The sequence below is a fragment of the Fluviispira vulneris genome, from assembly GCF_014281055.1.
GTDB classification, from domain to species: Bacteria; Bdellovibrionota_B; Oligoflexia; order Silvanigrellales; family Silvanigrellaceae; genus Silvanigrella; species Silvanigrella vulneris.
Window position 1 is genome coordinate 48,720 of record NZ_JACRSE010000007.1, and the last position, 26,429, is coordinate 75,148.

Below are 26,429 nucleotides of genomic sequence, written 5' to 3' on the forward strand. Positions count from 1 at the left end.
TTTTGCAGCCTTAAAGCCGATAAATGCTCATCTCGGCATTGAGGCTAAAATGTTCATCCTTTATTTATTGCATCAAAATAAATATATTAATTGCTTTAACAAAATTACAATTATCATATGCACTTTTAATATTCTAGTGAGTTGTGGTTCGCAAGTAAATTCCTTTTTTCTTAATGAAGATGAAAAAGAGAATCAAGCAATTGTTTATGCAGAAGGTTGGGGAAATCAGTATAAATATCCATTAGTCATTCTTTTAAACAATGAAATAGAGAAAGAAAATGTTAATATTAGTAAACAAATTCAAAATGCAATGGACACATGGAACAACGCAATTGGCAAGAAAATATTAACTCTTAAATTGGTTAATAAAATACCATCAGAAAATAATTTTATAAGTTTATATTCACCTTTGAATTATAAAAATAGCATTATCTATTTTGATAAAAAAAATGAGAAAAACGATGGATGGCATGAGAGAACGGGAAAGGATCGAAATATTCTAGCTAGTACAATTTTTAGATCAGAAAGAAATATTATTATAAATGCTGCAATTCGTTTTAATCACGATAACTATCTATTCGGTAACACAAAAACAGATCATGGTAATGGAAAACAGATATTGGTAGATATGGAAAGCATAGCTTTACATGAATTTGGACATGTATTGGGATTAGGTCATATGTTAAGTGAAAGCAGCAGTGTAATGTACCCATTTATAAACACAGGCCGTGACTCTATCGATAGTCCCAGTACGGTGCGTTGCCTATCTAAAAATGATATAAACAGAATCCGCAAAATTTATAAAGGAGGAAAAGAAGCAAGATTTTCTTGCCTCCAGAAATAAATTAAACTTTTTTAGTAAGAAGCCAAGCATGATGGATTCTCTCGTTGCGAAAATCTTTTGGGATAGTTTTTTTAGTTAAATCTTCAATTATAAAGCGATCTTCAAATAAATCTTTTGCAAATTTAAATGAACGCAAATTACAAGAAAATAAAATACTTCCACATGATGTTAATAATTTTTCACATTGATTTAATAAGAAAATATAGTCTTTTTGCACATCAAAACTTTCATGCATTTTCTTAGAATTCGAAAAAGAGGGGGGATCTAAAAAAATGAAATCATACTTTTTTGCCCGATAAGAAACAGTGGGAAGCCAAGTCATAATATCTGCGCGAATAAATTCATGCTTTTCAAGAGGAATTTTATTAATTTTAAAATTTTCTTCTGCCCATTTTAAATAAGTATTACTCATATCTACAGTTGTAATTCTCTCTGCTCTTCCATAAGCGGCTGCAACGCTTACAGAACCTGTATAAGCAAATAAATTTAAAATATTTTTTCCTTCAACACTTTTTTTAATAATTTGTCTTGTTTTTCTATGATCTAAAAAAAGTCCACTGTCTAAATAATCAGACAGATTGACTTTGAACTTCATATCACCTTCAGAAACAATTTTTGTTACATCCTTTTCATCCTGTCTCTCATACTGAAATAATCCCTTTTGTCTTTTTCTAAGCTTTAAAAAGAGTTTACTGTCATCAATTGCAAATAAATTTTTAATCGATAAAATAACTTCTTCAAGTTGTTCTTTATCTGCTTGCATATACTCTTCAGTATAACGCAAAGAGGCTTTTCCTCTTTCATATTCATACACAATAATAGAACCATCATAATAATCGATTGAATATGAATATTCAGGAATATCTCTATCATAAATACGAAATGCTGTTACATTTTCACGTTTTGCCCATTTTTTATGAAAATTAAAATTTTTTTCGAGACGATTTTTAAACATTGAATCCATTTATTTTTCCTACGGGAAGCAAACTAAAAAAGAACAAGCTCACCTTCTTCAACAACAACTTGAAGTTTATCAGGAGCAACGGGTTCGTAAGTATCATTGAGTTCAAGGCAAAATTCAACAAATATCGCTTCAATTTTTTCAATCTTAAAAGGAATCACAAGAACTGGAGACGAGCTTTTATAATCTAAAATATGATTCGCATCAGATAAAACAGTTGGCACACTGATTTCAAAACTCATACTTTTCTTCTTTAAAAACTGCTGCTTTGCTCTTCCCATGACTTGGTTACAGAGCTCTCCACACATATCACTTAATGCCGCATCATCAACATGGCTTGCATCCATATCTGCACCCAGAATCTTTAAAAGACAGCGAGTTAAAATATCTCTTGTCACATTGATCGAAAGCGATCCCTTGACCTGTGGACTAGAAAGGCCAATAACAGCGCTGACTTCACTTAAACTTTTGTTTCCCGACTTCAAAAATGGCTTAGATGCTTCAACGGAAATTCCAGAGACGGATTCAAAAATATGAATCGTTGACTCCAAAAATATTTTCAAAATATCAGGTTCAAAAGCACCATGATCTCCTCTAATTGGATTCATTATGTATTTTATTTTATCTGATAATAGTTTATATCTGTAAGGTTTAACAAAGATAAAATTAACACCAAGAGAACTGTATTTTGTTAAAGCATCTTTATTGGGAGAAGATGTAGTCACGATGATTTGTGAATTTGAAAAATCAGGGTTTTTAAGGATTAAATTAATTATTTCTGAACTTGGCATTTCCTTATAATTAAGATCAATAATGGATAAATCAAATTTATTTTCAGTCATTATTTTCTCTAATGGCTCAGCATGATCCCAAAAAAAAGGATCATGCCCGTCCGCACGCAAAAAGTGTTCTAAATTCTCTATTGACTTTTTTGATGATTCTGCAATAAATAATTTAGCCATATCTTTTTCCAGAAAGTATATATACAGACAAAAATGGGTTGCCTCCATAAAATTAAACTTACTTTTCATCTATTTTCGGCAGAGCATATTCTTCAAAAAGAGCCCAACATCTTAAATCTTTGCTATAAAATGCCAACATAATTCCAACTTCGGACCAATATTTATAGCGAGCATTCCAATAAGTGTAATATCTTAAATATAAATTTGAGGTTTTTCCATTAACCAAGGAATCTGGTGTTGGCAGAAAATCATCAATATAGTAGCATTCTCCAGCTTGTTCCAATCTCAAAAAGGGTAAAGTAACCGGTTGGGGAGGAGGACCTCTGACAACAACAGGAGCGGTATTACAAGCATTTAAGAGTAAAAGTACGATGATATTTATTATCAACGTATTTAAGTTAAAATTAATTTTGATTTTCCGATTCCAAATTGGCATTTATAACCCTCTCTATCTCTGTCAAATATCGGAAAGGATTAATAAGCGCTTAATTTTGTGAGAGATACTGCATGCCAATTCTCTGACGAGTCTTCCTGAAGAAAGGTAAAAATGTCTCAATTTTATATTTTGCCAAACAAAACAAAACGCGTCTATTTAAGTGAAAATTTTGATCCACTCAATAAAAATGATGTAAAAGAAGTTATTGCTAAACTGAATGCAGATATTCCAAATAGTTTTAAAAGTGCAGGTGACTGGTATGGGCTTTTTCATGAAGCTTCTTGTGCAATTTCCGAAGCTCAAACGATTTTAGAACTTGATCTCTATTTTGATACTAAAAATACAGAAGCAGAAGCAAAGTTAAATGATTTTGAAGAAAATATTCTTTCACCGCTCTTGATTGCGCGTAGTGATTTAATGGATATTTATATGTCATCTCCATGGCGAAATGCAATGCACACATATGACAATGGAAGAATTTTTACCGATTTTAAAATTCGTAGAAAATTTACAAATCAAAAAATATCTTTGTTACAAATCGAAGAAAATCAGCATATTCGTGAATATAAAAAATTTGTAAACGCCGCCAAAACAAAATTTGATGATAGAATTCTTCCTATTTCTGTTGTTGTTGGAAAACTCAATGACAATGATCCCAAAATTCGAAAATCTGCATTTTTTTCTTATTGGAATTTTGTAAAAGACAATGAAAATTTTTATCAAGATAATTTCTCTGCACTTTTAGAAAATAGAACCAAGCAAGCTCAATCCGTACAGGCAAAAAATTATATTGAAGTTGCATTTTCTGAGTTAGGTCGAATTGATTATGGTGAAAAAGAATGTAAAGAATTGAGAGATTCTATTCACAGAGCATCTTTACCGCTCATTGAAAAATTAGCTTTTGGACAAAAAGAATCATTACAAACAAACTCAATAAAACCTTGGGATATCTCTATTTATCCAAAACTAATGCCCGAAAAAAAACCAGTCAATGGTGACTTAGAAAAACTTGTTTTGAGTATGCAAAATATTACATCCAAAATTCATCCAAGCTTTGGCAAACTCTTTCATGAAATGAAAGCTAATAATTTAATAGATATCTCGCCAAGAGCAAACAAAGCAGCAGGCGCCTTTTGTGTTACCTTTCAAGAGAGCAAAGTTCCATTTATATTTGCAAATTTTAGCGGTCACTTTCGAGATGCAATTACTTTTGTGCATGAATTTGGTCATGCCTTACATGGTTATGCTGTTTCAAATATAAATAATATTCTTTTGCGTCACCCAGGTTTTGAGTTCTGTGAAGTTGCCAGTATTGGCCTAGAACTATTAGCCAGCCCATTTTTTACTGCTTGGTGGAACAATAAAAGTGACGCAAAGAAAGCTCTCGCTTTTCAGTTATTTCATATGCTGCATTTCTGGCCTTTTATGGCTATGATGGATGAATGGCAGCATGTTATTTATTCTGGCAAAGAAACAGGAGATGCAAAACAACGTAACAAAGCTTGGCAGAATATCTCAAAAAAATATCGCCCCCAAGTGGATTGGAGTGGTTGTGAAGAATTTGAAGAGTTGGGCTGGATGAGTCGACCACATATTTTTACATCACCTTTTTATTATATAGACTATGGAATTGCGCAAGTTGGTGCACTCCAGTTGTGGAAACAAAGTCGAGAAAATTATCAACAGGCAGTGCATAATTATATTTCAGGCCTCAGCTTAGGGGCTCAATGCTCATTGCAAGATTTATTCACTGCTACGGGCCTGAGTTTTGATTTCAGTGAAAAAATGATAAAAGATTTATGCAGTGAAATTGAAAAAGTTATTGAGGATGTGAGTTGAATTTTAGGGAGTTTAGTAATTTTTTATGAAGCGCCCAGCTCTATCGACTCAACTGTCGCCTCCTCCACAATCTCCACCACCGTCGCAGTCTAAGTTATCGCTTCCAATGTCACTCTCACCGCAGTCTCTATCAATGTCTTTATTTTTTTCAATCTCATCTGCTCCGAATGAACTGTATCCAGAAATAACTAAGGATAGAGAAAAAAACTCTACCAAATTATCGATAGCTATTAAGAGTGATTTTAAAATAGATAATATTGTTTTCATCATCACTTTTTCCTTTTAATTGAAGCGATGGATATTATATAACTAGTTTTAAAAATATTCTGAAAAATTTTCGAATAAAGAAATTTATTTCGAAAATTTGCATAAAAATCTACCAAATAAATTTCTTTAAGCATTCTAAAAAAAATCTCTCCCAAGTCTTGCTCACTGTATGGGAAAAAATCTTTATCGACAATCGTTATAATATCGATTTCTGGGAACGAAAATTTAGAGACAATATCAGCAAGACAACTCGTACTGCTGTTTCGTATGACCTAACCCGCATGACAGTGAGTGGTGTAACAGTGACTGTTGCCCTTTTCATTATATCTTCAGGCAATGGAATATTTTTTATCGAAAATAATACAAATATTTCTGCCATCACGGCTCTTATCGTAACATTTCCACGGCAAATCCAAATCATTCAAAATATTTTTGCCTTTTTTAACTCCATTTTAAAATAGGGAGGTCAAATTCGCTTTTTAATTTTAAATAAAATATTAAATTATATATCATATTTTTCTTGATTTAACATAATTTTGGATATAATCTACATAAATGTAAAAAAATTTAAGGATGTATTATGCTAAAAAATATTTTGTTCAAAAACACTCCAATATTGGGTATAGATTTTTTTTTCACACTCTTTTTACGAATTTATATTCTTTATTTTTCTTGGTATTTAATTGCTTATACAAACAATAAAGCACATCTTGCGACAAGTTTAGGAATAGCATTTTCCCTACAAATCATTGGATATTCTATAACCCCATATATTAAAATGAATATAAAATTCTTCTTAAAATTTGTGATTACGGTCGTTTTAACTCTTATCATACTCACAGCATTTCTAAAAAATTTTCTTTTATTAAATATTATTTCATTCTGCGTGATAAATTTTATTTATGCTTTGTTCGCCGCAAAAAGCAATATGCTTGTTGCGCTAATACACAAAGATAATTTAAATCCAATGCTTGAACTCAAAAGCGCTTTGAGTTCAATTAATATTATCCTGGGGCCGGTTCTTTCAGGTATATTAATTGATAGATGGGGTGGAGGAGCTGCACTCTGCAGTATGATTTTACTTTCAGCACTTACCTTATTTTATGTTTTTTTCTTGCCAAATCACATTAATATGGAGAAAAGCGAATCAAAAAAAGCACCTCTCAAACGTTTATTTCAAATTAAAACTGAATTCTATCTCGGATTCCTTGCTATTATATTTAATCTGGTTCTTCAACCTATGATTACTTTAATGCTTCCCATTTTTGTCCTCACATCATTAAAGCTTTCTACATTTTACGTTGGTTTACTAGAAGCTTCGATTGGTGCAGGGATACTCCTAACTAGTTTTGTGATATTAAAGAAATTAAAAAAATCAATTGGCGCACACAACTCTATTCTTTTAGGTATATTTTTATTAATAATTTCAATATTTATTCTGAGTTTAAATCAGCAAATATTTATTATTTGTAGTGCTTTATTTTTATTTGGAGTGGGAATTGCATTATTTAATATTAATACGACTCAATTGCGTATTGCTGCCACCCCAAGCCAATACAGAGGCGATATTGAATCCGCAATTATGACAGTTTGTACAGCTGGAATTCCATTTGGGCATTTTATATTTGGTAAGCTCAATACTATATATGATATAAAAATAACAATTATTTTTTCTGGATTTATAATTTTAATATCCTCTATTATAATATTTTTTGTTCCATATTTTTCTAAAATTTGTAAATTAAATGAAAAAGACTTAGAAGGAATTTACGCAAAATTTTATCCAAAAGCATTTGAATAATCTCACAATTTTTAAATTTTAAAATTTACATATTTGCATTTATGCGCTATTAATAAAGGATGTTTTTCGAAGTAATTTTATTATGATAGAAAGGTAAAAATGATAAGAGTAAATAATTTATTTATAATTAAAGTCTGTTTCATTTCTTCATTCACTTTTTTGGGAAATATTGGAATTTATGCAAAACAAAATCACAATTACATAATTCCAAATACTCAAATTTCAGCTAATGATAAATATATATTATTAGAAGCATTATCTGATGATATCATTCATATTGAAACTGCCCAAGGTACGCTCCCAAATACCCCACTTCCAATATATAGATCACCTATGATTTCTAAAAATCTTCCCTATTTTGGAGCAACGGAGTTCCAAAAATCTGATAATAAAATTGAAACAAAAAATCTATCGATTAATGTTAACAAAGAAACATTTTGCATCTCATTTTATAATAAGAAATTAGGATATGATTTGACTACACTCTGTCCTAATTTTAACTCGACTGAAAATAATTCCCTTAAAATTATTTCCAGTCAAAATAAAAATGCCTATGGTTTAGGTCAATATTTTTATGACCCAAATTCAGCTGATGGGGACTGGGTCGGGCGAAAATGGGAACCAGGGGAATTTGGCAATGCATTTGTTGGATTTTCAGGAGGAGCCAATTCAAAAGTACAATTTCCAATTTTATATGCTCTCGGTAATGGAAAACAGAACTATGCTCTTTTTATTGACAGCACTTATAAAATGGCTTGGGACTTTACTAGATCAGATTACTGGAATGTGAATCTTTGGGAAAAACAAATCCGCTACTTCATAATTGCAGGCGATAATATTGAAAATCTTAGAGCAAAATACGTTTCACTCATAGGCAACCCCACTGTCCCCCCAAAAAAACTTCTTGGCCTTTGGGTTAGTGAATATGGATACAAAAATTGGAATGAAGTAGATAATAAATTAACAAGTTTAAGAACGAATCATTTTCCTGTTGATGGTTTTGCCCTCGACCTTTATTGGTTTGGTGGCACAAAAGGAATGGGAAGTTTAATTTTTGATGAAAGTAATTTTCCAAACCCGAAGGAAAATATTGAAAAATATAAGAAAATAGGCATTGAATTTCTTCCTATTCAAGAACCTTATATTTCAGAATCTGCACAAATACCTAATTCAAATATCAATGACTTTTCTGATCTTGTTTCCCGCTGTTACCTTGTGAGAAAAAATGCCCAAGGTTGTGCGCCTAGTTATTTTAATAATATGTGGTGGGGGAGTGGGGGAATGCTTGACTGGAGCAATGAGGATGCATCTGCTTATTGGTTTCAGAAAAAACAGGTTCCTCTCGTGAAATTGGGAATAACCAATTTTTGGTTAGATTTAAATGAACCCGAAATGTACGATCCAAATGCATATTATGCTGGTATTAAAATAAATGGAGCTCTCAAAAATAGACATGCTGATATAGCAAATATATATGCGCTTAAATGGATTGAAGGTTTAGATAAAGGTTATAATCAAAATAAAAACCAAATAGAATTTTCTAATCGACCATTTTATATGAGTCGGGCAGGATCTCCAGGTATGCAACGCTATGGTGCAGGCATGTGGTCGGGCGATATTGGCTCGAATTTAGGTGGACTCAGAGCACATATTAATAATCAAATGAATGTTTCGCTAAGTGGAATTGATTTTTATTCAGCTGATACGGGTGGATTTCACCGTAACGTATTTGATGGAAAAGATATAAATCGACTCTACACCATGTGGTTTGCCAATGCCACAGCCTTCGACTTTCCTGTCCGCCCCCACACAGTTGTTGGTGAAACAAATAATTCAGAAACATCGCCCTCAAATATCGGCGATATAATTTCGAATAAAGAAAATCTTTTGCAACGTTATGCTCTAGCCCCTTATTACTATTCTCTATTTTATCGCGCGCATTTATTTGCTGAAGCAGTTACACCTCCACTTATAACTTTTTATCAACACGATAAGAATGTGAGAAAAATAAGCAGTGAGAAAATGATAGGAAAATTCTTACTTGCAAGTGCTGTATTTCAATATGATGATCCCATTCGCAGAAATATTTATTTACCAGAAGGGAGATGGCTTAACTTTCATACCCTTGAAGAGGTAACAAAAACAGGTAAGGTATTTATCGATTTTCCAACTTATTTAGATGGAAAATATAAAATTCCGCTTTTTGTCAGTGAAGGCGCTATCATTCCACAAGCATATGTCGATGAAAAAACAATGGATATGCATGGCTTGCGTTTAGATGGAACGAAAATAAATGATCTGATTATTAAAGTTGTTCCGAGTGAGAAAGAAAGCAGTTTCGTTCTTTATGAAGATGATGGGGAAAGCAGAGAATATCTTGCAAAAAACTTTGCACAAACATATATTTCACAGATTATTTCAAAAAATGTTGCAAAAATAGAAATATCTCCTACCCAAGGAAAGTATAATCGAATGCCATTAACAAGAAAGCAGCAAATTGAAATAGCAATTCCAAATGAAAGGGTCGATTTAGTACAAATAAACGGGACTATAATTGAAAAATGTAATAGCTATTTACAAGAAAATTGCTGGGAATATACACATAGAAATACAGCGCTTGTTAAGACAAGTCCAAAAGATATTACTAAAAAATACATTTATGAATTTTCATTACAAAAGAATTTTTCAGAAAATGCACAATATAATTTTTCCTGTTTAAATGCAAAAACAGTTTTTGGAGAATCGGTTTATATTGTAGGAAATATTCCTGAATTAGGCAATTGGAATCCTGCTCATGCAATTAAGTTGTACCCAGTGGAATATCCTACATGGACAAACTATATTTCAAAAATTTCAACAGAGCAAAAGAATATTGAGTGGAAATGCATTAAGAAGAAAGAAAGCACTGGTGAAGTTTTACAATGGCAATCAGGACAAAATAATACTTTTAACATCACCAATAGTGGATATGGGGGAAATGTTGATGGGAAATTTTAAAAAACTCAACTACACGATCTATTACCAATTAATTGATTGATTTTGGGTATAGATAAATAGCGTCTTTGATCAGGAGAGTAGGGTAAAGTAATTTTACAAAAATGGTTAAATGCCCTACCTCCTAAAAACCTAAAGACTCTGACTTCAATTCTCCCATTCACAATTTGCTGATCACTCAATGCAAATGGCTTCCAATGAAAATCAAAACTGCTATCTGTAGTCGGTTGAACAAATTTATAGGACTTACCATATTTTGTGATACATTGATTTCTAAAAGATTCGATTTCATCTGAATTCTGTGAAGTTATTTGAAAAAATTTTAATAAATATGTCCCGATTTGTTTTGTTTTCCATTCTCCATCAGCCGTAACATAGTTGCTATTGCTATCCGTTAGCCATTCCCATCGATCGTCTAGAGGAGAATAGCAATAGACATATGCTTTTTCAGAGGAATATGCATTTGCAAATAATATAAAAGGAAAAAGAAGAAAAAGTTTAAATACATTATTAAAAGCAATGGTCATTATAATTTTCCTTAAAATAATTTATGGATTAGTAGATTTTATTAAAAAATGCTGGCCAGCAATTCAATATATATTGTACAAGTACATGTAAGTCAAATTATTTTTTGAAACTTTATAAAATAGATAGCCATTTTATATATTTTTTAAAATACAGAATTTGAAAAAATATAAATTGAAAATTATTCTATATTTTTTCATAATTTTATAAAACTTGAAATAATAACTCGAATGAAATATCCTCAAATATATAAAATGTACACCAAAGAGAACCTTCGTCATTTATAGTAAACATTCAGGGAGGCTCATCTGTTATGAAAAATAGGTCAGCAAAAAAAATAATCATTATTGCTATATTCTCTTTTACTATACAATTATGTTTTATACAAAATATCTTCGCAAAATGGGAAGGGCCGACAGAAGGTCCTCCAGGACAGCCTACTAAAAATATCATTTTTATCTCAGCAGATTTTAGGAATGGAGGAGTTTCATCGGTATATCGCGGTTTTGAAGCAGCTGCAGAAGCATTATCGTGGAATGTCAAAATAATGAATGCTGATGGTGGAAAAAGTAATACTAAAAAATTATTTATTGATGCTTTAAAATTAAGACCTCACGCAATTGTACTCGGAGGGTTTCCTCCAGAAGAACTCGGTGACGAAATTGAGCAAGCAAAAAAATTAAAAATAATTTTAATTGGCTGGCATATAAGCGATAAACCTGGTCCGTATAAAGATATTTTTACGAATATAACAACAGATTCAAACGAAGTTGCAAAAATTGCTGCAGATTACGTGATTAAAGATGGGAAAAAAAAGGTGGGTGTTGTTTTTCTGAACGACAATAGATTTTCAATTGCCAATGCTAAAACTGAAGCCATGCGTAAAATCATAGAAAGCTGTGCAAAATGTAAAGTGCTTTCTGTTGAAAATATCTCATTAGCAAATGCAAGTGAAGATATTCTCTCTGTAATTCCACGTTTAAATGAAAAATTTGGAAAATCTTGGACACACACCTTAGCAATAAATGACTCATATTTCGATAAGATCAATTATGCATTAGCCAATTCTGGACGGAAGGATATAAGAAATGTTTCTGCAGGCGATGGGTCACTCAAGGCTCTGACTCGAATACGCGCAGGCTATGTTTATCAATTGGCAACAGTAGCTGAACCTCTGAATTCCCAAGGTTGGCAACTTGCTGATGAATTGAACAGAGCATTTGCTGGCAAACCTCCAAGTGGCTTTATATCTAAACCTGTGCTCGTGACAAAAAATTTATTAGAAAAATTAAAAAAATCTTATGTAGATTCTGGTTTGGGTTATGAAGATGCATACATAAAAATTTGGGGTCAGAATAAAAAGAAAAATAAGTGACCCGATAACTGAAATTATTTATAGGAAAAAAATAATGAAAAAATATCGAACTAAATCAAATATAATTTTGTTTCTTATTTTACTCATTCTTCAATTTCTTATAAATAAGAATATTTTTGCCAAATGGGAGGGACCTACATCCGCTCCTCCTGTACAAATGTCAAAAAAAGTAATTTTTATTTCATCTGATTTGAAAAATGGTGGTGTGTCTGCAATTTTTCGAAGTTTTAAAAATGCTGCAGAAAATTTACGGTGGAGTGTACAGCTTTTAGACGGCCAAGGTCAGACAGAATCCTTTATAAAAAAATTTAAAGAAGCTCTTGATACAAAACCAAACGCAATTGTACTCGGCGGCTTTCAGATTGAAGAAAATAATCCCTATTTTATTGAAGCCCAAAAAAATAATATTATCCTCGTTGGGTGGCATGCCAGCGAGAAAGCAGGCAAAACAAATGGTCTATTTTTCAATGTAACTACAAACGCACATGATGTTGCAAAGATAGCGGCTGATTTTGTTATAAAAGAATCAAATGGTAAAGCTGGTGTGGTTATATTTAACGATAATCAATTTGAAATTGCTAATGCAAAAACGAAATTTATGAAAGAATTTATATCTAATTGCATTAATTGTAAGTTCCTATCTGTTGAAAATGTATTAATATCAAATGCAGAAGAAGAAATTCCTATAGTCATATTAAAATTAAACAAAAAATATGGAAAAAAACTAACACATATTTTAGCAATTAATGATGTTTATTTTGATAATATAAATTTTTCTCTCGCTAATATAGGAAGAAAAGATATAAAATGTGTTTCAGCTGGTGATGGCTCTATAAAAGCTTTAAGACGTATCCGTTATGGATCATCTACTCAAATTGCGACAGTAGCTGAACCTTTAAATTCGCAAGGTTGGCAACTTGTTGATGAACTAAATAGAGCTTTTGCTGGGAAAGAAGATAGTAAATTCATTAGCAAACCCATATTGGTAACAAAAAAATTGCTTGATAAATTAAATGATAGTGAAATAGATTCAGAATTAAATTATGAAAAGAATTATTTAAAAATATGGAAAATAAAAAAATAAAATTACCTGTAAGCCGAAAGTAAAAGAACTTCTGACATGCTTAAACCAAGTTTTTTTACAACTGCACTTGCATCGATCCCATCACTAAGCAACTTTTTCGCTTCTAAATATTTATCACTTTGAATTTCTTTAAATATCTCTTCACTTGGCACGTTCGTATCAAATAATTTAAGAATTTTTTGAGCTTTTCTTGTATTGTCTAAGATTTTTTCATTTATTTGACTTGCATCTTTCATAATTTTTTCAAGTGACATACTCCGCATTGCTAATTTTGACAAATTTTCTTCCAAAATCATACCAGAGTGTTTATCTACTTCGAGCAATACGCTATTTATTTTTTTTGTCACATCTTCCCACTCTGCATGAGCTTCTGAACCTATTATTCTCAATTTATTTAAGGTTTCATTTGCTAATTTTTTAGCATCTTGAACTTCTTTTGCTAATGCAGATTGCATTTCAATTAATTGAACTCTTTCAGCATCAAGTATTGCAAATTCTTTGTCTCTTTTTCGTTTGCCGCTGGCAAGCCATCTTAAACAGAATGTGATAAAAATAGATTGTATTATTAAAAAAACAAATCCAATACATAGCACAATAGCTATCGAATTCATTTTTGAATCACTCCACTGTTATTTAAATAATCTTCCAGCACAGATTCATCAATCGGGTCAATACTTAACACTTCACAAAGAGTTTGATATTTAGTTCCGCGTTTTAAAAATTCTTCAACGCTTAAGACACGAGTAAGAATTTGGAAATAGGTAGGAGCCTCTGTATGTCTATATTCTACTTTCCGGGATTTCCTTGACCAATAATCTGGAATTTCTACCCAAATTCGCAGTAAGTTTTGTTTCTTAAATTCTGTAGTAGATAAAAATAAAATACCTTTGTTTGATATACCAACTGTCTCTGAGTTGAGCATTTTATTTGGAACATTAGAGATTTTATATTCACAGAAACGGATTGGAATTTTTTTAGTTATGAGTCTGAGATCAAAAGGAGTGGGCTGTATTTGTGCAGAAGCTCCAGCCTGATTAATTTCTTCAATATCCTCAATAGTGAGGTTTTTTTGCATAAGAAAAAACTCCATTCAGCATTTTCTACTTATATGTGTAAATTTTTATTTCTTAATAAAAATTTTATCAATTTTTTCTTTCATTGTTGCAGCATTGAATGGCTTAACAATATAATTGTTCACACCGCTTTTTACTGCTTCAACAATATTATCTTTATCTGCTTCCGCTGTTACCATTAAAAATGGCAAATGCTTCAGCTTTGGATCGGCGCGCACCATTTTGAGAAGCTCAATTCCAGTCATGTTGGGCATATTCCAATCGCTGACAATAAATTCAATTTGAGGATTGACCTTCAAAAAATTTAAAGCAAGTTGTCCGTCTTCTGCTTCTGAAATGTTTTGATAGCCAAGCTGTTTGAGAACGCTCTTAACTATTTTTCTCATAGTTGGAAAGTCATCAACAATTAGGATATTCATCTGGGGGTTTGGATAAACCATTTTAAAGGCACTCCTTTCTCAAAAGCCTTACTCCTGCAAGAGGTGTCTCAGCTTTAACTTCATTTTTTGAACAGCCTGAGTATGCAACTGAGATACACGAGATTCTGTTACATCTAATATTCGGCCAATTTCTTTTAAATTTAAGTCTTCATAGTAATAAAGACTTAAAACTAATTTTTGTTTTTCTGGCAATTCTTCGACTGTTTTCATAATAATATCACGTACTCCCTTATTCTTTAATTGAATAAAAGGATTTTTGGAATTTGGATTTTCAAGGCAATCAAGTAACGATTTTTTGTCACTCGAATGAGTCCCCCCCAATTCTTCAAGACTCATCATAGAAACGCGTGTCCTTCCCATGCGCTCTTGATATTCCTCTAAGGGAACCTCAAGAAACTGAGCAATTTCCCTCTCAGTTGCTGGTCGGCCAAGTTTATGTTCCAGTTCAAGTTTTGCCTTATCTTCTTTTTTGTTACTTTCTCGCACACTTCTTGGCACCCAGTCCTGATTTCTCAATTCATCCAACATAGCTCCACGCACTCGAAATTCTGCATAAGTTTTAAATTTATTATCTCGGCTTGGGTCATATTTATCAATTGCATCCATTAATCCAATAACACCTGCAGAAAAAAGATCATCTAAATCTATATTAGAAGGTAAACGCGCTGCGATTTTTTGAGCAATATATTTTATAAGAGGGGCATAATCCATAATGATTTGATTTCTCATCGGATCACTTGTTAAAGGAACAGCTCTTGTTTGATTTTGTGCAACTTTTTTTTGCTTAGGTTGTTCAGCATTATCATCAACAAAGATTTGTTTTTTTTGTGTGGCTCCCGATGTACTCATTATGCCTCCAAAAAACATTATTTATATGCAAAAACTTCATTATTATTGGCCGCAATCATTCTTCGCCAGAAAAATTGCATTGTTCCTTTAAGTTGACCCACTGTACTTTGCGTGACAATCTGACGGGAAATATCTCTTAAACCTTGCGAGGCCAAAGAAAATGGATATCTTTGCACATAAGGAACTCTTTCTCTCACCGATGATCTAACCGATTCATCAAATGGAATGAATCCAAGATACTCAACTCTCACTTGCAAATATTCATCAGCTAAAGTGGATATTTTTTCATAAATTCTTTTTGCTTCTAAATCATTATGTGCCATATTTACGATGAGCTTAAATGAATTTTCAGAAGTAACTTGTGCCAGAATTTTTATGCTTGCATAACAATCTGCCAAACTTGTTGGCTCTGGGGTCACCACCATTATAATTTCTGCAGCAGAAGTCGTCCAATATTGTACATTTTTTGAAACCCCTGCAGGCGTATCGATGATCACAACATCAAATTCCTCATCTAAAGCTTCAATTTGATCAAGTAATACCAATTTCTGTAACTTATCCAGTTCTGGTACTTTCATCACTCCACTTGATGAAGGAATAATTCTTACCCCTTCAGGACCAGTCATGATAATTTCTTTAAGATGTCTTTCACCACAAAGCACATCATCTAAAGTATATTTGGGTCGTAAATTTAGAATTACATCTAAGTTTGCTAATCCAAAATCACCATCAATAAGTAATGTTCTCATTCCAAGCCTTGCCATACACAGCCCTAAATTTGCCGTGGTCAAAGTTTTGCCAACACCACCTTTTCCACCAGATACTGCAATAACAGTAGGGATCTTTTGTGTAAATTGAGGTTGAATTATTTTATTCAAACCTTCTTTCTCTATATTTTTCATTATTTCTCTTAGACTTGAAGCTTGATCAAACACTGCTCCCCTCCTAAAATCTTACTGATTTATAACTTTAGCAATCTCTCAACAACTCTTTCCTTAGATGCAATTTCCAAATCTTCAGGTACACGTTGACCAGTCGTAAAGTAACTTAATGGGATTTTTGCACTTACACTGCTATTTAATATTTCTCCAAATGCCCATGATTCATCAAGTTTTGTAAAAATCAAACTGCTTGGTGATAAAAATTTAAATCCTCTTATAGTTTCATCAATATCTCTTTGCTTCATGGTGCAAGACATGACGAGATGAAACTCAATAGGTAAAGGAACAGTTAACATTTTTCTTAAAAATTCCATTTGCTCATTAAATCTGGTACTAATTCCTGCTGTATCAATAAGAATATAATCATAATTATTATTTTTTGAGACATATTTTAATAATTCATTTTTATCACTTGTCTCTGCAAATGGGCACTCTAATATTTTTGCATACACACGCAATTGATCGGAAGCTGCAATCCTATATGAGTCCATCGAAATAAGTTCAACAGATTTTCCATCTGTGATTTTTAATTTTGCAGCAATTTTTGCAATTGTTGTTGTTTTACCAACCCCTGTAGGGCCAACAAGACAGATTATTTTTTTTCTACCATTTTCTATTCGAAATGGTCCTGTCACTTTTAAATATTTAAATATAAATTTTATAGCATTACTTAAATAGAAATCTCTAGTTTTTTCTGGAGATGCAACCAACTCTTCACTCAATTTAGGTTCTTCTAAACCTTTTAAAAATGTGGAAAGTTGACTGATAAAATTCTCTGAAACTCCAGCAGTTCTGAGCCTTATACCTATATCTGTAATATGCGTGTTAGAGCCATCGACAGTTTTCTTATATTTTTCTTTCATAATATCATGTAATAGAAGTTTAATCTCTTGCATTTGTTCTGAAATATCAACTTGAGGTAACGCCTCTAATTCTTTTCTCACTTTAGAAATTTCGTTGCGGAGTACTCCTATATCTTCAATATTTTCAGGATTATCATAAAAATTTTTCCCACGATTTTGCTCTTGAGCTAAGATCCTTTCTTTAGGATTTTCTTTTTGCAAAGCACTGGCTAAAGTTTTTGCCATATTGCGTGTTTCAGGGTTCAAATTGACAAGACTCGGGCTATTTTGTGGACGATATATTTTGGCATCACCTTTAACAACGGTTGCTTCATTTTTAGGTTTAATTTTTGGAAAATCAACTTTGGGCAAATTCTGCCCTGATTTTGGTGATATCACACGCCCATTCATAGTTGCATTTGCTGTTGCTGTGACTTCATAGATCCGACAATTTTTATCCAAATCCTCGGAATATATTTCTTTTTCTTTGGTAGAAAGAATGATTGCGTCACGGCCAAGCTCTAATTTAACAAGTTTTATTGCGTCTTGAAGTGAAAACGATTCAAACTTTCGAATTTCCATTTTTAAATCCTTCATAACAAATCAGTATAAATTTAAATAATCATTTCTAAATTTTTAATATTAACATCCCCTGGAATTTCATCGTATGATAGAACAACTAAATGAGGAATATATCGTGAAACTAAGCGTTGAAATGCTTGGCGCATTTTGGCGCTTATGAGAAGAACTGGCTGAGAGCCTTCTCTCTCAAAGGCGGAAATACTTTTCATCAATTTTTGTAAAATCTCTTGAGCATTTTTTGCATCTAAATTTATGTAGGAAGTGCCACTTTCAGTTGTCACAAGTCCTCCAGTTAAAATATCTTCTATCAAACGATCAAAGGTAACAACCAAAACTTCTTCCTTTTCATTCAAAAGTTTTTGCACAATATTTCTGCCAAAACTTTTGCGACATTGCTCAGAAAGAACATCGGGATTTTTAATAATTCTACAATGATCTGCTAAACACTCAAATAGGGTAAGAATGTCACGCACTGACACATCTTCACGAAGCAGGTTTTGCACGACTTTAACAATTTCACCCAATGAAAGTCTATCTGCTTGAAGAACTTCATCGACTACTTTTGGATTTGTTTCTTTTAATTTATCTATTAAATATTGCATATCTTGCCGCGTGATAAGTTCTGCCGCATGCTCCTTTAAAACTTTTGTTACATGTGTTGCTATAACTGTAGAGCAATTCACAACTGTATATCCTCTAAATACAGCTTCATCTTTATCACGTTTGTGTACCCAAATTGCAGGCAATCCATAGACAGGATCTTTAGTTGTTTCACCGCTGATAGGAAGATCAACGCCGCCCGGATCCATTGCAAGAAAATAATCAACCATTAAATTTCCTTGACATATTTTATTGGATTTCAACAGTATTTGATAAGATCCAGGATCGAGTTGCAGATTGTCGCGCAACTGAACTTGCGGAATTATAATCCCCATTTCTTGAGCAAATTGTTTGCGGATACCTTGAATTCTATCTACCACTTCTCCGTCTTGAGCAGGGTCTATTAAAGGAACAAGCCCATGCCCAACTTCAATAGCAAGCATATCTATTTTCATAATGCTATCTAAATTATTTACGTCTTTTTCATCTTTTTTACGTTCATCGGCATCTTTTAAACTCTCTTCTGTCTTCTTTTTATTTTCAATCCAATTATGCGACATTCTTCCAAGAAGAACGAGGATTGATCCCAATATAAAAAATGATAATTTTGGAAAACCAGGAATTAAAGCTAAACTAAAAATCAGTGCAGCAGCTATATAAAACGCTTTTGGGTGAATACGAATTTGATTTAAAACTTCATTTCCTAAATTTCCTTCACTCGTTGCTCTTGTTACGATAATACCCGCAGCAGTGGAAATCATAAGCGCAGGTATCGCACTGATTAATCCATCCCCAACAGCAAAAAGTGTGAATTTTGCTGCTGAGTCTTGCGGGGTAAGATTGTGCATTAAAACACCGATTGCAAATCCTACAATTATATTAACAACGGTAATAATAATTCCTGCAATCGCATCCCCTCGCACAAATTTACTCGCACCATCCATTGCACCATAAAAATCGGCTTCGTTTTCAACTGCTTTTCTTCTCTTTTTGGCTTCATCAGCATTGATATGGCCTGCATTTAATTCTGCATCGATTGCCATTTGTTTTCCAGGCATGGCATCCAATGTAAATCGAGCGGCAACTTCAGCAACTCGTCCTGCACCTTTAGTGATAACGATAAAATTGATCACCATTAAAATAATAAAGATGACAAAACCGACTACAAAATTCCCACCCACAACAACTTTACCGAATCCAACTACTAAATTAGCAACTTCTCCATCGGCTCCATGTAGAAGTATATTTCGTGTTGTCGCAACGTTTAAAGAAAGTCTAAAAAGAGTGGATATCAATAATAAAGTAGGGAAAACTCCAAACTCTAGTGGCTTAGTAATATAAATACTTACTAACAAAATTATTAATGCGACAGATATGCTTATTGCCAATAAAAAATCAAGAAAAAATACTGGCAAGGGGAAAATCATCATGAGAACTGTGCCAACAACAACAACAGCCATAATGAGATCAGGATTTTTTGCAATTGCTTTCGCTGTTAGTGAACTAGTTTGCGAATTTGTAACGACTTGTGTGGAACTTTTTGCCATACACTATGCCTCAAATCTTTCAAAGTATTTCCTACCTCTAATTTTATGAATATATTTGATCACTTCAATAACACTTTGATATAAAACAGGTGGTATTTCTTGCCCGACTTTTACAGTCTTATAAAGAGTTCGCGCAAGAGGTTTATTTTCTACAATCATTATATCGTGCTGTTTCGCAATTTCTCTAATTTTAAATGCAATTAGATCTTGTCCCTTTGCTAGGATTACAGGTGCTGTCATTCCCTTTTTATAAAGGATAGCTACTGAAAAATGTTCTGGGTTTGTGACAACAAAACTAGCTTTAGGCACATCTCTCAAACTTTTTCTCATAACAAAATCGCGAGCCATTCTTTTTCTTTGAGATTTTAATAAAGGATCACCTTCATGCTTTTTAACTTCTTCTTTTAACTCCTGCTTTGTCATCTTCATATCTCTATTTATTTTCCAAAAATTATAAGAAAAGTCACCACCTCCAATTACAACTCCTGCAGCACACATTACGAACATTAATTTTGCAATAGAATTACCTATATTCTTCATATAATCTAAATTATTGTAAAAATAGTTTTCGCTTGCTGAAAATATTTCGCTTTTTAAAACTAAAAAAATAAGAATACTAAAGATCAAACATTTAGTTACTACTTTGACCAACTCTACAAATGAATTTAAACTAAACATTCTAGCAAATCCTGAAATTGGATTTAATTTTCCAATATTAAATATCATTTTCTTCCAAGACCAATTGAAACGTGTCACAGCTAATCCAATAAAAGATGGTAAAATAGAACATGCTAAGACAATAAAAATAAAGTGTGGTAATATTGGAGAAATAGCATAATAAATAATTTTTAAAAAACTTGAATAATCTACATAATACCCCGGGAAACCATACCATGCCCGCCGAAAACATTCCTGAAAAGCAAAAATAAGATTATGAGTTGAAAAATAAAAATAAGAAGTAAATAAAATAAGAGTGACACAAGCAACAATTTCTCGAGGGTTTGCTATGTTTCCTTCCTCACGAAATTGGTTCCGCTTTTCTTCGGTAGCTTCTTCTGTTTTATCTTCTTGTCCTTTTTCTTCCCGTTGTTCCATTTTTCCTAATATCCTTATGGCGAATTTACTGGCACAAATACACGCCGCATAGATTCAAACCAAGCTACTTCTTTTTCCATTCCATAATTCCCAAGCAAGCTTATAAAAGATGTAATACTTATGAATAAAATAATCATAGAAATAAGAAAACTGAGTGGAAAGCTGACAATAAAAACATTTAAAGAAGGCAGTGCTCGATTGAGTAAGCCTAAAGAAATATTAATTAAAATCTGCACCGCAAGAAGAGGTGCCGCAAGACGAATTCCCAGTTCAAATGCTTCTTGAATAACTGAAACTGCAACTCTCGTTAAAGCTACTTTATCAGGAATTCCAGCAATTGGTACAGAAAGGAAAGATTTAACAATTCCTTCAATAAATATATGATGAATATTTAGAGTTAATATTAGAATAATGACAAACCAATTTTTCATAACAGAGAAAGATGATTCGTGATCATTTAATCCAGGGCTAAACATGGATGCGACTTGAAAACCCATATTTATTCCCACTGTATGTGAAGCAACTGAAACAGCATAGATAACAAGTTTAGCTGCAAAACCAACAGCAAAGCCAAAAAAAACTTCATGCAAAGTAGCCATCGCTAAAGTAACGGCACTCCATTGTAATAATTTATCTGTATGGTACATTTTATCCGCAATTAAGGGATATAAAAAAAATGTAAATGCTAAACCCAATAATATTCTGAGTCTTATAGGGACAACCTGATCTCCAAAAATGGGTAAGAAAAAAAAGATAGTTGTAATCCGTAAAAATGCCATTATCGGCATTGGCCAAGTTTCAGGTTTAAATTGTATGACCGATAAAATATCCATTTAATCTCACTTATTTTGTCTAGATAATTCTGGAATTTTGTCATAAATTTTATGAGTATAATCATTTAATTTTCTCAACATCCAAGGCGACAAAATAATAAGTACAACCAACATAGCAGCAATCTTAGGGAGAAAACTTAATGTAGACTCATTTATTTGTGTCGCAGCTTGAAACACACTGACAAGTAAACCGACAACAAGGGCAACTCCTAATAGAGGCAATGAAATTTCTACTGTTATATAGAGAACAGAAAGAATAATATCGATAACCTGCTGATTATTCATAAACTATCCCTCTAAATAAAACTTTTAATCAAGGAACCTGCTAATAAATTCCAACCGTCAACGACGACAAATAATATTAATTTTAAAGGTAAACTGACAACAGTTGGAGGAAGCATCATCATTCCCATTGCCATTAAAACGCTACTAACAATCATATCGATTACAATAAATGGTAGATAAACTAAAAAACCAATTTGAAAAGCCATTTTTAATTCACTAATGACAAATGCTGGAACCAATACACGCATTGGAACATCATCTCTTTTCTCTGGTCTTTCAAGTTTACTCATTTGATAAAATAATTTTAAATCATCTTTTCTTACTTGAGCAATCATAAAATCATGTAAAGGTTTTTGACCAACTTCAAGAGCTTGCTGAGTTGTGATATCTTTTTGCATATAAGGAACAACCGCTGAGTCATAAATTTTTGTTATTGTTGGTGCCATAATGAAATAAGTAAGAAAAAGTGAAAGAGCAATTAGAATTTGATTTGGAGGCATAGTTGGAATTCCCAATGCTTGTCTTAAAAAAGAAAGCACGATAAGAATTCTCGTAAATGAACTCATTAGTAGTAAAATTGCTGGCCCAAAAGTAAGCAGTGTGAGAATTGCAACTACTTTTATTGCAGGAACAAAATCATCCTGATTTTCACCATTGGCAATATTAATTGAAAAAATAGGCATTGGACTTTTGCTGAGATCCAATTTATTTTGTACATTTGCATTGTCTCTTTGCCATGCTTTTTCAGATTTTTGTTCAGCATTTTTATTTTGTGCAAAATTACTTTGTGTAAAAAATATAGAAAATGATAGGAGCAATATCTTAATACAAAGAATAATTCTCATATCATCTCCTCTTTATTGGTTCAGTTAGTTGAGCGGTTTCATCGAGCGAAGCTTTTCCCTAATTAAATTGGTAACATTTTCTACACTATCACCATCTTCTTCTTTCTTTTTTAAATCCTTTTTACTTTCTGCTTCAAATTGATTAGCTAAATACTTAGGAAAATTTCCTGGTTTATTTTCATCACCAATTTTCTCTCCATTTTTTTCCTCACTATTTTTCAACTTTTGAGTAAGAGAATTCGCATTCAAACTTTTTAATGCTTTTAAAAGAATGTCCGATTTCTTTTCAGCAACTTTGTCAGAGTTATTCGTTACAATTTCTTTTCTAAGCTCTGGTTTTTCTACAAAGGAACGGTCTGATTTAGAAAAAGTCATTTTATCACTGATAAGATTTGGCTTTTTTTCAGTTATCTGTTTACTTTGATATCCACTATTTCCGCTTATTTCAGTCAAAAAATTAATGCCAGCTTCTGTATTGGATACTACGATCTCTTGATCACGAATTCTTAAGATTAATACTTGTCTTTTTGGTGAAATGGACAAACTCGATACAACGTCCATGATTTTATCGGGGCGAGTCAATGCAAATGACCCGCGTTTTTTCATTTTTACAAGAAAGTAACCACATACAGCTATGATTGAAATAAAACATATTGCTAAAGTAAAAAACTTTAATAAATCAGATCCTGATTTATTTTTAGGAGTGTCTTCCTTTAAAAAATCATAATCACTTTCTTTGGTCTTTATCTTTTCACTCGATTTGCTTTTTTTAGTTTCTAACTCAGTCTTTAAATTTTTCATTGCATCATTTTCAGGGGTTTTATTTGAGAGAATCATTTGCATTTGATTCTCTAAATTAATTTCTTTTATTTTTTCAGCGTTAGATATACCTTTTTCTAGCTCAGATTTCTGAACAGTTTCTTCTATTTTTTGCTCTGGAAATTGAATGGGTGGAACTATAGCTTCGTTGGAAGGTTGAGCAAAAATACTATTACTAATAAAAATTAAATTAAAGAAAATAAATATAAATTTCATAAATTCCCCTTTTATCCAACGCGCTATCAAACAGAATCTCCTGATGAAGATGCATCCATTCCAACACCGCTCATTACGTCAGTGAGACGCACTCCAAATTTTTCATTAACAACGACAACTTCTCCCATTGCCACAAGCTTATCGTTCACATAAATTTCCATTGGTTCACCTGCCATTTTATCAAGTTCAATGACAGAGCCTTGCCCCAATTGTAATAAATCATTGACAAGAAGTTTTGTTCTGCCTAGCTCAACTGTGACTTTTAAAGGAACATCAAGAACCATTTTCATGCGTGAGATATCAAGATTTTTTAATGACTCATCATCTTTGGCTTGAGAAGAATTCCCTCCGCCACCACCCGAACTTGCTTCTGCAGGAGCAGCTTCTGCAGCTGGAGCCTCTCCCTCCGCTCCTTCATCACCTAAACCAAAATCTTCGGGTCGAAATCCTTCATTTAAATCAGCCATATCAATTATCTCCAATTAATTCTGTTATTTTAATTGCTTTATTACCTCTTATAATTCCAGGTATACCTCTAAATTTATGAATACCTTCAACCATTACATCGAGTGCTTTGTCACAATCTCTTTCTAGAATAAGAACATCTCCACGGGCTATTTCCATTAAATCTCTCAAGTTGATCCAACAATTTCCTAAGTTAACAGTTAAGTTAACACTCGTTCCCATCAACTGAGATTTAATTCTATTAATCCATATATGGTCAACTTCTAATTGTTCATTCTGAAATCCAACACTCAATTTCGATTTAATAGGTTCAAGAGTTGAATAAGGTATGACTAATTTTATTGAACCACTCATTTTTTCAAGTTCAATATCAAATGCAGTTGAAATAACCACGTCACTTGGAGGGACAATTGCAACAAATTGTGGGTTTATTTCTGTACGTGAATAAGAAATTTTAATTGGAAAAACAGGTGCCCAAGCTTTTTCCAGATCATCAACAGCAGACATAACAATACGTCTAGCGACTTTAATTTCTATTTGAGTAAAATCTTTACCTTCAATCTTTGTATAAGGAACATCATTTCCACCAAATAAACTATCAACAAGCGCATATAGAAGTTTACTTTCTATAACCATCACTGCAGAACCGCGCAGAGGCTCGATGCGCAAAATATTTAAACAGCTCGGCAATGGAAGTGAATTCATAAATTCACCAAATTTAATTGGTCCAGAGCTATTCACACCAATATTTGCTACTTTTCTGAGTGCAGCAGATAAAGAAATACGAAATAAGCGAATGAAACGATCGTGAATAATATCAAGTGTAGGCATGCGCCCACGAATAATTCTATCTTGATTCGCTAAATCATAATGCACAATACCAGATGCATCCTGCTTTCCCGCATCAGGTCCTTCGACTCGTCCGTCTGATACTGCATTTAATAAGGCGTCAACTTCGTTTTGACTTAATACTTGATCCATTCCTTACTCCACAAAGAATTCGGTAAAGAAAACATTTTGAACAGGGCGATCTGAAACCTCATTCACTCTGTTTAAAATTTCTCTACGCAAACTTTCTTTTCCGTTATCTGAAATTAAATCCGATCTTGTCTTACTCGTGACAGCTGTAATAATAATGTCTTTAATCTGCGCTTCTCTTTTTTTGAGCTCCATCCCTTGATTTTCACCACCACGATATTCAATGGCAATTGCAATTCTTATAAAGCGATTTTCGATTGAGTTACCTAGATTTAAATCCAAGCGCGGAATCGAGAACGTATCACCAAAGTTTGCTGTTCCTTTATTTGGGTCGGCCTTTGGATCGGCTGCTGCAGCTTTCGGGTCAGCTGGAGCCCCTCCCTTCGGATCATCCTTTTTCCCATGGTCATCCTTCTTTTCATCCTTTTTTCCTTTGTCATCCTTCTTTTCATCTGGCTTTCCGTGATCATCTTTTTTCTCATCTTTTTTTCCCTTGTCATCCTTCTTTTCATCTGGCTTTCCGTGATCATCTTTTTTGCCATGATCATCTTTAGCTTTAGGATCTGCATGTGGATCTGCATTGGGATCGGCCATCGCTCCACCGTCTGCACCTTGCGCAGCGAGTGCCATCTGTTTCTTTGCGCTGATCGTTTTAAAGACAAAAAAACCACCCACTCCAAGTGCGACTAAAAGAACCCCGCCAATTCCTGCAAATAAAGCAAATCTACTTTTTTTCTCTTCCTTTACATTGGGATCTTTCGCCTTATCATCTTTTTTCGCATCCCCTTTTTTTTCTTCAGCATCTGCCATACGTTCTTCCTAATTAAGATAAAAATATGGGTGAATTTTTTATTGCCTTCTTTTAATGAGTTTGCCATAAAATGCTTGAGCAGGTTTGTTCTTAATGTCGCAAAAACGATCGGCAATCTTT

Annotated in this window: 27 protein-coding genes; 7 read left to right on the forward strand and 20 right to left on the reverse strand. The window is 32.8% G+C overall.

Translation table 11 applies throughout. The annotated features are described in order from the left end of the window. Nucleotides 1-49 precede the first annotated feature (49 nt). Nucleotides 50-844 carry a matrixin family metalloprotease gene (locus H7355_RS15015; RefSeq protein ID WP_186649686.1) on the forward strand — a complete coding sequence of 265 codons (795 nt, stop codon included), beginning with the start codon at nucleotides 50-52 and terminating at the stop codon, nucleotides 842-844. 1 nt (nucleotide 845) lies between these two features. Here the strand turns inward: H7355_RS15015 and H7355_RS15020 are convergent, their stop codons facing one another. Genes H7355_RS15020 through H7355_RS15030 form a run of 3 tightly spaced genes read right to left on the reverse strand, consistent with a single transcriptional unit; the run spans nucleotide 846 to nucleotide 3,203 of the window. Continuing rightward, complete coding sequence (locus H7355_RS15020) at nucleotides 846-1,808, reverse strand: class I SAM-dependent methyltransferase (protein ID WP_186649706.1); 963 nt, start codon at nucleotides 1,806-1,808, stop codon at nucleotides 846-848. Between the two features lie 23 nt (nucleotides 1,809-1,831). Beyond that, nucleotides 1,832-2,767 (reverse strand): chemotaxis protein CheX, encoded by a 936-nt coding sequence (locus tag H7355_RS15025; protein ID WP_186649710.1) that lies wholly within the window; start codon nucleotides 2,765-2,767, stop codon nucleotides 1,832-1,834. 58 nt (nucleotides 2,768-2,825) lie between these two features. Continuing rightward, nucleotides 2,826-3,203 carry a hypothetical protein gene (locus H7355_RS15030; protein ID WP_186649714.1) on the reverse strand — a complete coding sequence of 126 codons (378 nt, stop codon included), beginning with the start codon at nucleotides 3,201-3,203 and terminating at the stop codon, nucleotides 2,826-2,828. A gap of 111 nt (nucleotides 3,204-3,314) precedes the next feature. Here H7355_RS15030 and H7355_RS15035 point away from each other — a divergent pair, with 111 nt between their 5' ends. After that, nucleotides 3,315-5,042 carry a M3 family metallopeptidase gene (locus H7355_RS15035; RefSeq protein WP_186649717.1) on the forward strand — a complete coding sequence of 576 codons (1,728 nt, stop codon included), beginning with the start codon at nucleotides 3,315-3,317 and terminating at the stop codon, nucleotides 5,040-5,042. Nucleotides 5,043-5,090: 48 nt separating this feature from the next. On the opposite strand, the gene H7355_RS15040 is transcribed toward H7355_RS15035, so the two are convergent. After that, nucleotides 5,091-5,312 (reverse strand): hypothetical protein, encoded by a 222-nt coding sequence (locus tag H7355_RS15040; RefSeq protein ID WP_186649720.1) that lies wholly within the window; start codon nucleotides 5,310-5,312, stop codon nucleotides 5,091-5,093. A 155-nt stretch (nucleotides 5,313-5,467) separates the two neighbouring features. Between H7355_RS15040 and H7355_RS15045 the strand changes: the two genes are divergently transcribed. The 3 genes from H7355_RS15045 to H7355_RS15055 all read left to right on the forward strand — a co-directional run bounded on the left by H7355_RS15045 (nucleotide 5,468) and on the right by H7355_RS15055 (nucleotide 10,107). Next, nucleotides 5,468-5,770 (forward strand): hypothetical protein, encoded by a 303-nt coding sequence (locus tag H7355_RS15045; RefSeq protein WP_186649722.1) that lies wholly within the window; start codon nucleotides 5,468-5,470, stop codon nucleotides 5,768-5,770. A gap of 119 nt (nucleotides 5,771-5,889) precedes the next feature. Next, nucleotides 5,890-7,110: an MFS transporter gene (locus H7355_RS15050; RefSeq protein ID WP_186649724.1), complete on the forward strand. Its 1,221-nt coding sequence runs from the start codon at nucleotides 5,890-5,892 to the stop codon at nucleotides 7,108-7,110. A gap of 99 nt (nucleotides 7,111-7,209) precedes the next feature. Next, nucleotides 7,210-10,107, forward strand: a complete 2,898-nt coding sequence (locus H7355_RS15055) for a TIM-barrel domain-containing protein (protein ID WP_186649733.1) — start codon at nucleotides 7,210-7,212, stop codon at nucleotides 10,105-10,107. A gap of 5 nt (nucleotides 10,108-10,112) precedes the next feature. Here H7355_RS15055 and H7355_RS15060 read toward each other — a convergent pair whose 3' ends face one another. Beyond that, the gene (locus tag H7355_RS15060; RefSeq protein WP_186649735.1) at nucleotides 10,113-10,631 is read right to left on the reverse strand and encodes a hypothetical protein; all 519 of its coding nucleotides are present in this window, start codon (nucleotides 10,629-10,631) and stop codon (nucleotides 10,113-10,115) included. Nucleotides 10,632-10,942: 311 nt separating this feature from the next. Between H7355_RS15060 and H7355_RS15065 the strand changes: the two genes are divergently transcribed. Continuing rightward, on the forward strand, nucleotides 10,943-12,004 hold the full coding sequence (locus H7355_RS15065) for a substrate-binding domain-containing protein (protein WP_186649738.1): 1,062 nt from the start codon (nucleotides 10,943-10,945) through the stop codon (nucleotides 12,002-12,004). A gap of 34 nt (nucleotides 12,005-12,038) precedes the next feature. Then, nucleotides 12,039-13,088: a substrate-binding domain-containing protein gene (locus H7355_RS15070; protein ID WP_186649740.1), complete on the forward strand. Its 1,050-nt coding sequence runs from the start codon at nucleotides 12,039-12,041 to the stop codon at nucleotides 13,086-13,088. Between the two features lie 2 nt (nucleotides 13,089-13,090). Here H7355_RS15070 and H7355_RS15075 read toward each other — a convergent pair whose 3' ends face one another. The 15 genes from H7355_RS15075 to H7355_RS15145 are packed head-to-tail and all read right to left on the reverse strand — an operon-like array spanning nucleotide 13,091 to nucleotide 26,308. Next, nucleotides 13,091-13,699 carry a hypothetical protein gene (locus H7355_RS15075; protein WP_186649744.1) on the reverse strand — a complete coding sequence of 203 codons (609 nt, stop codon included), beginning with the start codon at nucleotides 13,697-13,699 and terminating at the stop codon, nucleotides 13,091-13,093. Further along, complete coding sequence (locus H7355_RS15080; protein ID WP_186649747.1) at nucleotides 13,696-14,163, reverse strand: hypothetical protein; 468 nt, start codon at nucleotides 14,161-14,163, stop codon at nucleotides 13,696-13,698. The genes H7355_RS15075 and H7355_RS15080 overlap by 4 nt, the downstream gene beginning before the upstream one ends. Before the next feature lie 45 nt (nucleotides 14,164-14,208). Beyond that, nucleotides 14,209-14,601 (reverse strand): response regulator, encoded by a 393-nt coding sequence (locus tag H7355_RS15085; protein WP_130605935.1) that lies wholly within the window; start codon nucleotides 14,599-14,601, stop codon nucleotides 14,209-14,211. Nucleotides 14,602-14,628: 27 nt separating this feature from the next. After that, nucleotides 14,629-15,450: a sigma-70 family RNA polymerase sigma factor gene (locus tag H7355_RS15090; RefSeq protein WP_222435734.1), complete on the reverse strand. Its 822-nt coding sequence runs from the start codon at nucleotides 15,448-15,450 to the stop codon at nucleotides 14,629-14,631. A gap of 17 nt (nucleotides 15,451-15,467) precedes the next feature. Then, nucleotides 15,468-16,385, reverse strand: a complete 918-nt coding sequence (locus H7355_RS15095; protein WP_186649751.1) for a MinD/ParA family ATP-binding protein — start codon at nucleotides 16,383-16,385, stop codon at nucleotides 15,468-15,470. 26 nt (nucleotides 16,386-16,411) lie between these two features. Next, nucleotides 16,412-17,815 (reverse strand): flagellar biosynthesis protein FlhF, encoded by a 1,404-nt coding sequence (gene flhF, locus H7355_RS15100; protein WP_186649768.1) that lies wholly within the window; start codon nucleotides 17,813-17,815, stop codon nucleotides 16,412-16,414. Between the two features lie 32 nt (nucleotides 17,816-17,847). Beyond that, a complete protein-coding gene (gene flhA / locus H7355_RS15105) occupies nucleotides 17,848-19,962 on the reverse strand; it encodes a flagellar biosynthesis protein FlhA (RefSeq protein ID WP_186649785.1) in 2,115 nt (704 codons plus the stop codon). A 3-nt stretch (nucleotides 19,963-19,965) separates the two neighbouring features. Next, a complete protein-coding gene (locus H7355_RS15110; protein ID WP_186649789.1) occupies nucleotides 19,966-21,057 on the reverse strand; it encodes an EscU/YscU/HrcU family type III secretion system export apparatus switch protein in 1,092 nt (363 codons plus the stop codon). Nucleotides 21,058-21,071: 14 nt separating this feature from the next. Next, on the reverse strand, nucleotides 21,072-21,890 hold the full coding sequence (locus tag H7355_RS15115; RefSeq protein WP_186649792.1) for a flagellar biosynthetic protein FliR: 819 nt from the start codon (nucleotides 21,888-21,890) through the stop codon (nucleotides 21,072-21,074). Nucleotides 21,891-21,896: 6 nt separating this feature from the next. Beyond that, entirely contained in the window at nucleotides 21,897-22,175 is a 279-nt protein-coding gene (gene fliQ, locus H7355_RS15120) for a flagellar biosynthesis protein FliQ (protein ID WP_186649795.1), read from the reverse strand. Between the two features lie 11 nt (nucleotides 22,176-22,186). Continuing rightward, nucleotides 22,187-23,020: a flagellar type III secretion system pore protein FliP gene (gene fliP, locus H7355_RS15125; RefSeq protein WP_186649814.1), complete on the reverse strand. Its 834-nt coding sequence runs from the start codon at nucleotides 23,018-23,020 to the stop codon at nucleotides 22,187-22,189. A 24-nt stretch (nucleotides 23,021-23,044) separates the two neighbouring features. Beyond that, the gene (locus tag H7355_RS15130) at nucleotides 23,045-24,055 is read right to left on the reverse strand and encodes a flagellar biosynthetic protein FliO (protein WP_186649817.1); all 1,011 of its coding nucleotides are present in this window, start codon (nucleotides 24,053-24,055) and stop codon (nucleotides 23,045-23,047) included. A gap of 26 nt (nucleotides 24,056-24,081) precedes the next feature. Further along, the gene (gene fliN, locus H7355_RS15135; RefSeq protein WP_186649820.1) at nucleotides 24,082-24,522 is read right to left on the reverse strand and encodes a flagellar motor switch protein FliN; all 441 of its coding nucleotides are present in this window, start codon (nucleotides 24,520-24,522) and stop codon (nucleotides 24,082-24,084) included. 1 nt (nucleotide 24,523) lies between these two features. After that, a complete protein-coding gene (fliM, locus tag H7355_RS15140; RefSeq protein ID WP_186649823.1) occupies nucleotides 24,524-25,501 on the reverse strand; it encodes a flagellar motor switch protein FliM in 978 nt (325 codons plus the stop codon). Nucleotides 25,502-25,504: 3 nt separating this feature from the next. Then, a complete protein-coding gene (locus tag H7355_RS15145) occupies nucleotides 25,505-26,308 on the reverse strand; it encodes a flagellar basal body-associated FliL family protein (RefSeq protein WP_186649839.1) in 804 nt (267 codons plus the stop codon). Between the last annotated feature and the right edge of the window lie 121 nt (nucleotides 26,309-26,429).

Excerpts from the sequence above, each read along its gene's own strand:
- H7355_RS15075 (WP_186649744.1), bottom strand. The coding sequence starts at position 13,699 with ATGAATTCGATAGCTATTGTGCTATGTATTGGATTTGTTTTTTTAATA.
- fliN (WP_186649820.1), bottom strand. The coding sequence starts at position 24,522 with ATGGCTGATTTAAATGAAGGATTTCGACCCGAAGATTTTGGTTTAGGT.
- H7355_RS15035 (WP_186649717.1), top strand. The coding sequence starts at position 3,315 with ATGTCTCAATTTTATATTTTGCCAAACAAAACAAAACGCGTCTATTTA.
- H7355_RS15050 (WP_186649724.1), top strand. The coding sequence starts at position 5,890 with ATGCTAAAAAATATTTTGTTCAAAAACACTCCAATATTGGGTATAGAT.
- H7355_RS15040 (WP_186649720.1), bottom strand. The coding sequence starts at position 5,312 with ATGATGAAAACAATATTATCTATTTTAAAATCACTCTTAATAGCTATC.
- fliM (WP_186649823.1), bottom strand. The coding sequence starts at position 25,501 with ATGGATCAAGTATTAAGTCAAAACGAAGTTGACGCCTTATTAAATGCA.
- H7355_RS15080 (WP_186649747.1), bottom strand. The coding sequence starts at position 14,163 with ATGCAAAAAAACCTCACTATTGAGGATATTGAAGAAATTAATCAGGCT.
- H7355_RS15115 (WP_186649792.1), bottom strand. The coding sequence starts at position 21,890 with ATGGATATTTTATCGGTCATACAATTTAAACCTGAAACTTGGCCAATG.
- H7355_RS15065 (WP_186649738.1), top strand. The coding sequence starts at position 10,943 with ATGAAAAATAGGTCAGCAAAAAAAATAATCATTATTGCTATATTCTCT.
- H7355_RS15015 (WP_186649686.1), top strand. The coding sequence starts at position 50 with ATGTTCATCCTTTATTTATTGCATCAAAATAAATATATTAATTGCTTT.
- H7355_RS15090 (WP_222435734.1), bottom strand. The coding sequence starts at position 15,450 with ATGAGTACATCGGGAGCCACACAAAAAAAACAAATCTTTGTTGATGAT.
- flhA (WP_186649785.1), bottom strand. The coding sequence starts at position 19,962 with ATGGCAAAAAGTTCCACACAAGTCGTTACAAATTCGCAAACTAGTTCA.
- fliP (WP_186649814.1), bottom strand. The coding sequence starts at position 23,020 with ATGAGAATTATTCTTTGTATTAAGATATTGCTCCTATCATTTTCTATA.
- fliQ (WP_186649795.1), bottom strand. The coding sequence starts at position 22,175 with ATGAATAATCAGCAGGTTATCGATATTATTCTTTCTGTTCTCTATATA.
- H7355_RS15020 (WP_186649706.1), bottom strand. The coding sequence starts at position 1,808 with ATGGATTCAATGTTTAAAAATCGTCTCGAAAAAAATTTTAATTTTCAT.
- H7355_RS15130 (WP_186649817.1), bottom strand. The coding sequence starts at position 24,055 with ATGAAATTTATATTTATTTTCTTTAATTTAATTTTTATTAGTAATAGT.
- H7355_RS15145 (WP_186649839.1), bottom strand. The coding sequence starts at position 26,308 with ATGGCAGATGCTGAAGAAAAAAAAGGGGATGCGAAAAAAGATGATAAG.
- H7355_RS15070 (WP_186649740.1), top strand. The coding sequence starts at position 12,039 with ATGAAAAAATATCGAACTAAATCAAATATAATTTTGTTTCTTATTTTA.
- H7355_RS15025 (WP_186649710.1), bottom strand. The coding sequence starts at position 2,767 with ATGGCTAAATTATTTATTGCAGAATCATCAAAAAAGTCAATAGAGAAT.
- flhF (WP_186649768.1), bottom strand. The coding sequence starts at position 17,815 with ATGGAAATTCGAAAGTTTGAATCGTTTTCACTTCAAGACGCAATAAAA.
- H7355_RS15030 (WP_186649714.1), bottom strand. The coding sequence starts at position 3,203 with ATGCCAATTTGGAATCGGAAAATCAAAATTAATTTTAACTTAAATACG.
- H7355_RS15085 (WP_130605935.1), bottom strand. The coding sequence starts at position 14,601 with ATGGTTTATCCAAACCCCCAGATGAATATCCTAATTGTTGATGACTTT.
- H7355_RS15110 (WP_186649789.1), bottom strand. The coding sequence starts at position 21,057 with ATGGAACAACGGGAAGAAAAAGGACAAGAAGATAAAACAGAAGAAGCT.
- H7355_RS15055 (WP_186649733.1), top strand. The coding sequence starts at position 7,210 with ATGATAAGAGTAAATAATTTATTTATAATTAAAGTCTGTTTCATTTCT.
- H7355_RS15060 (WP_186649735.1), bottom strand. The coding sequence starts at position 10,631 with ATGACCATTGCTTTTAATAATGTATTTAAACTTTTTCTTCTTTTTCCT.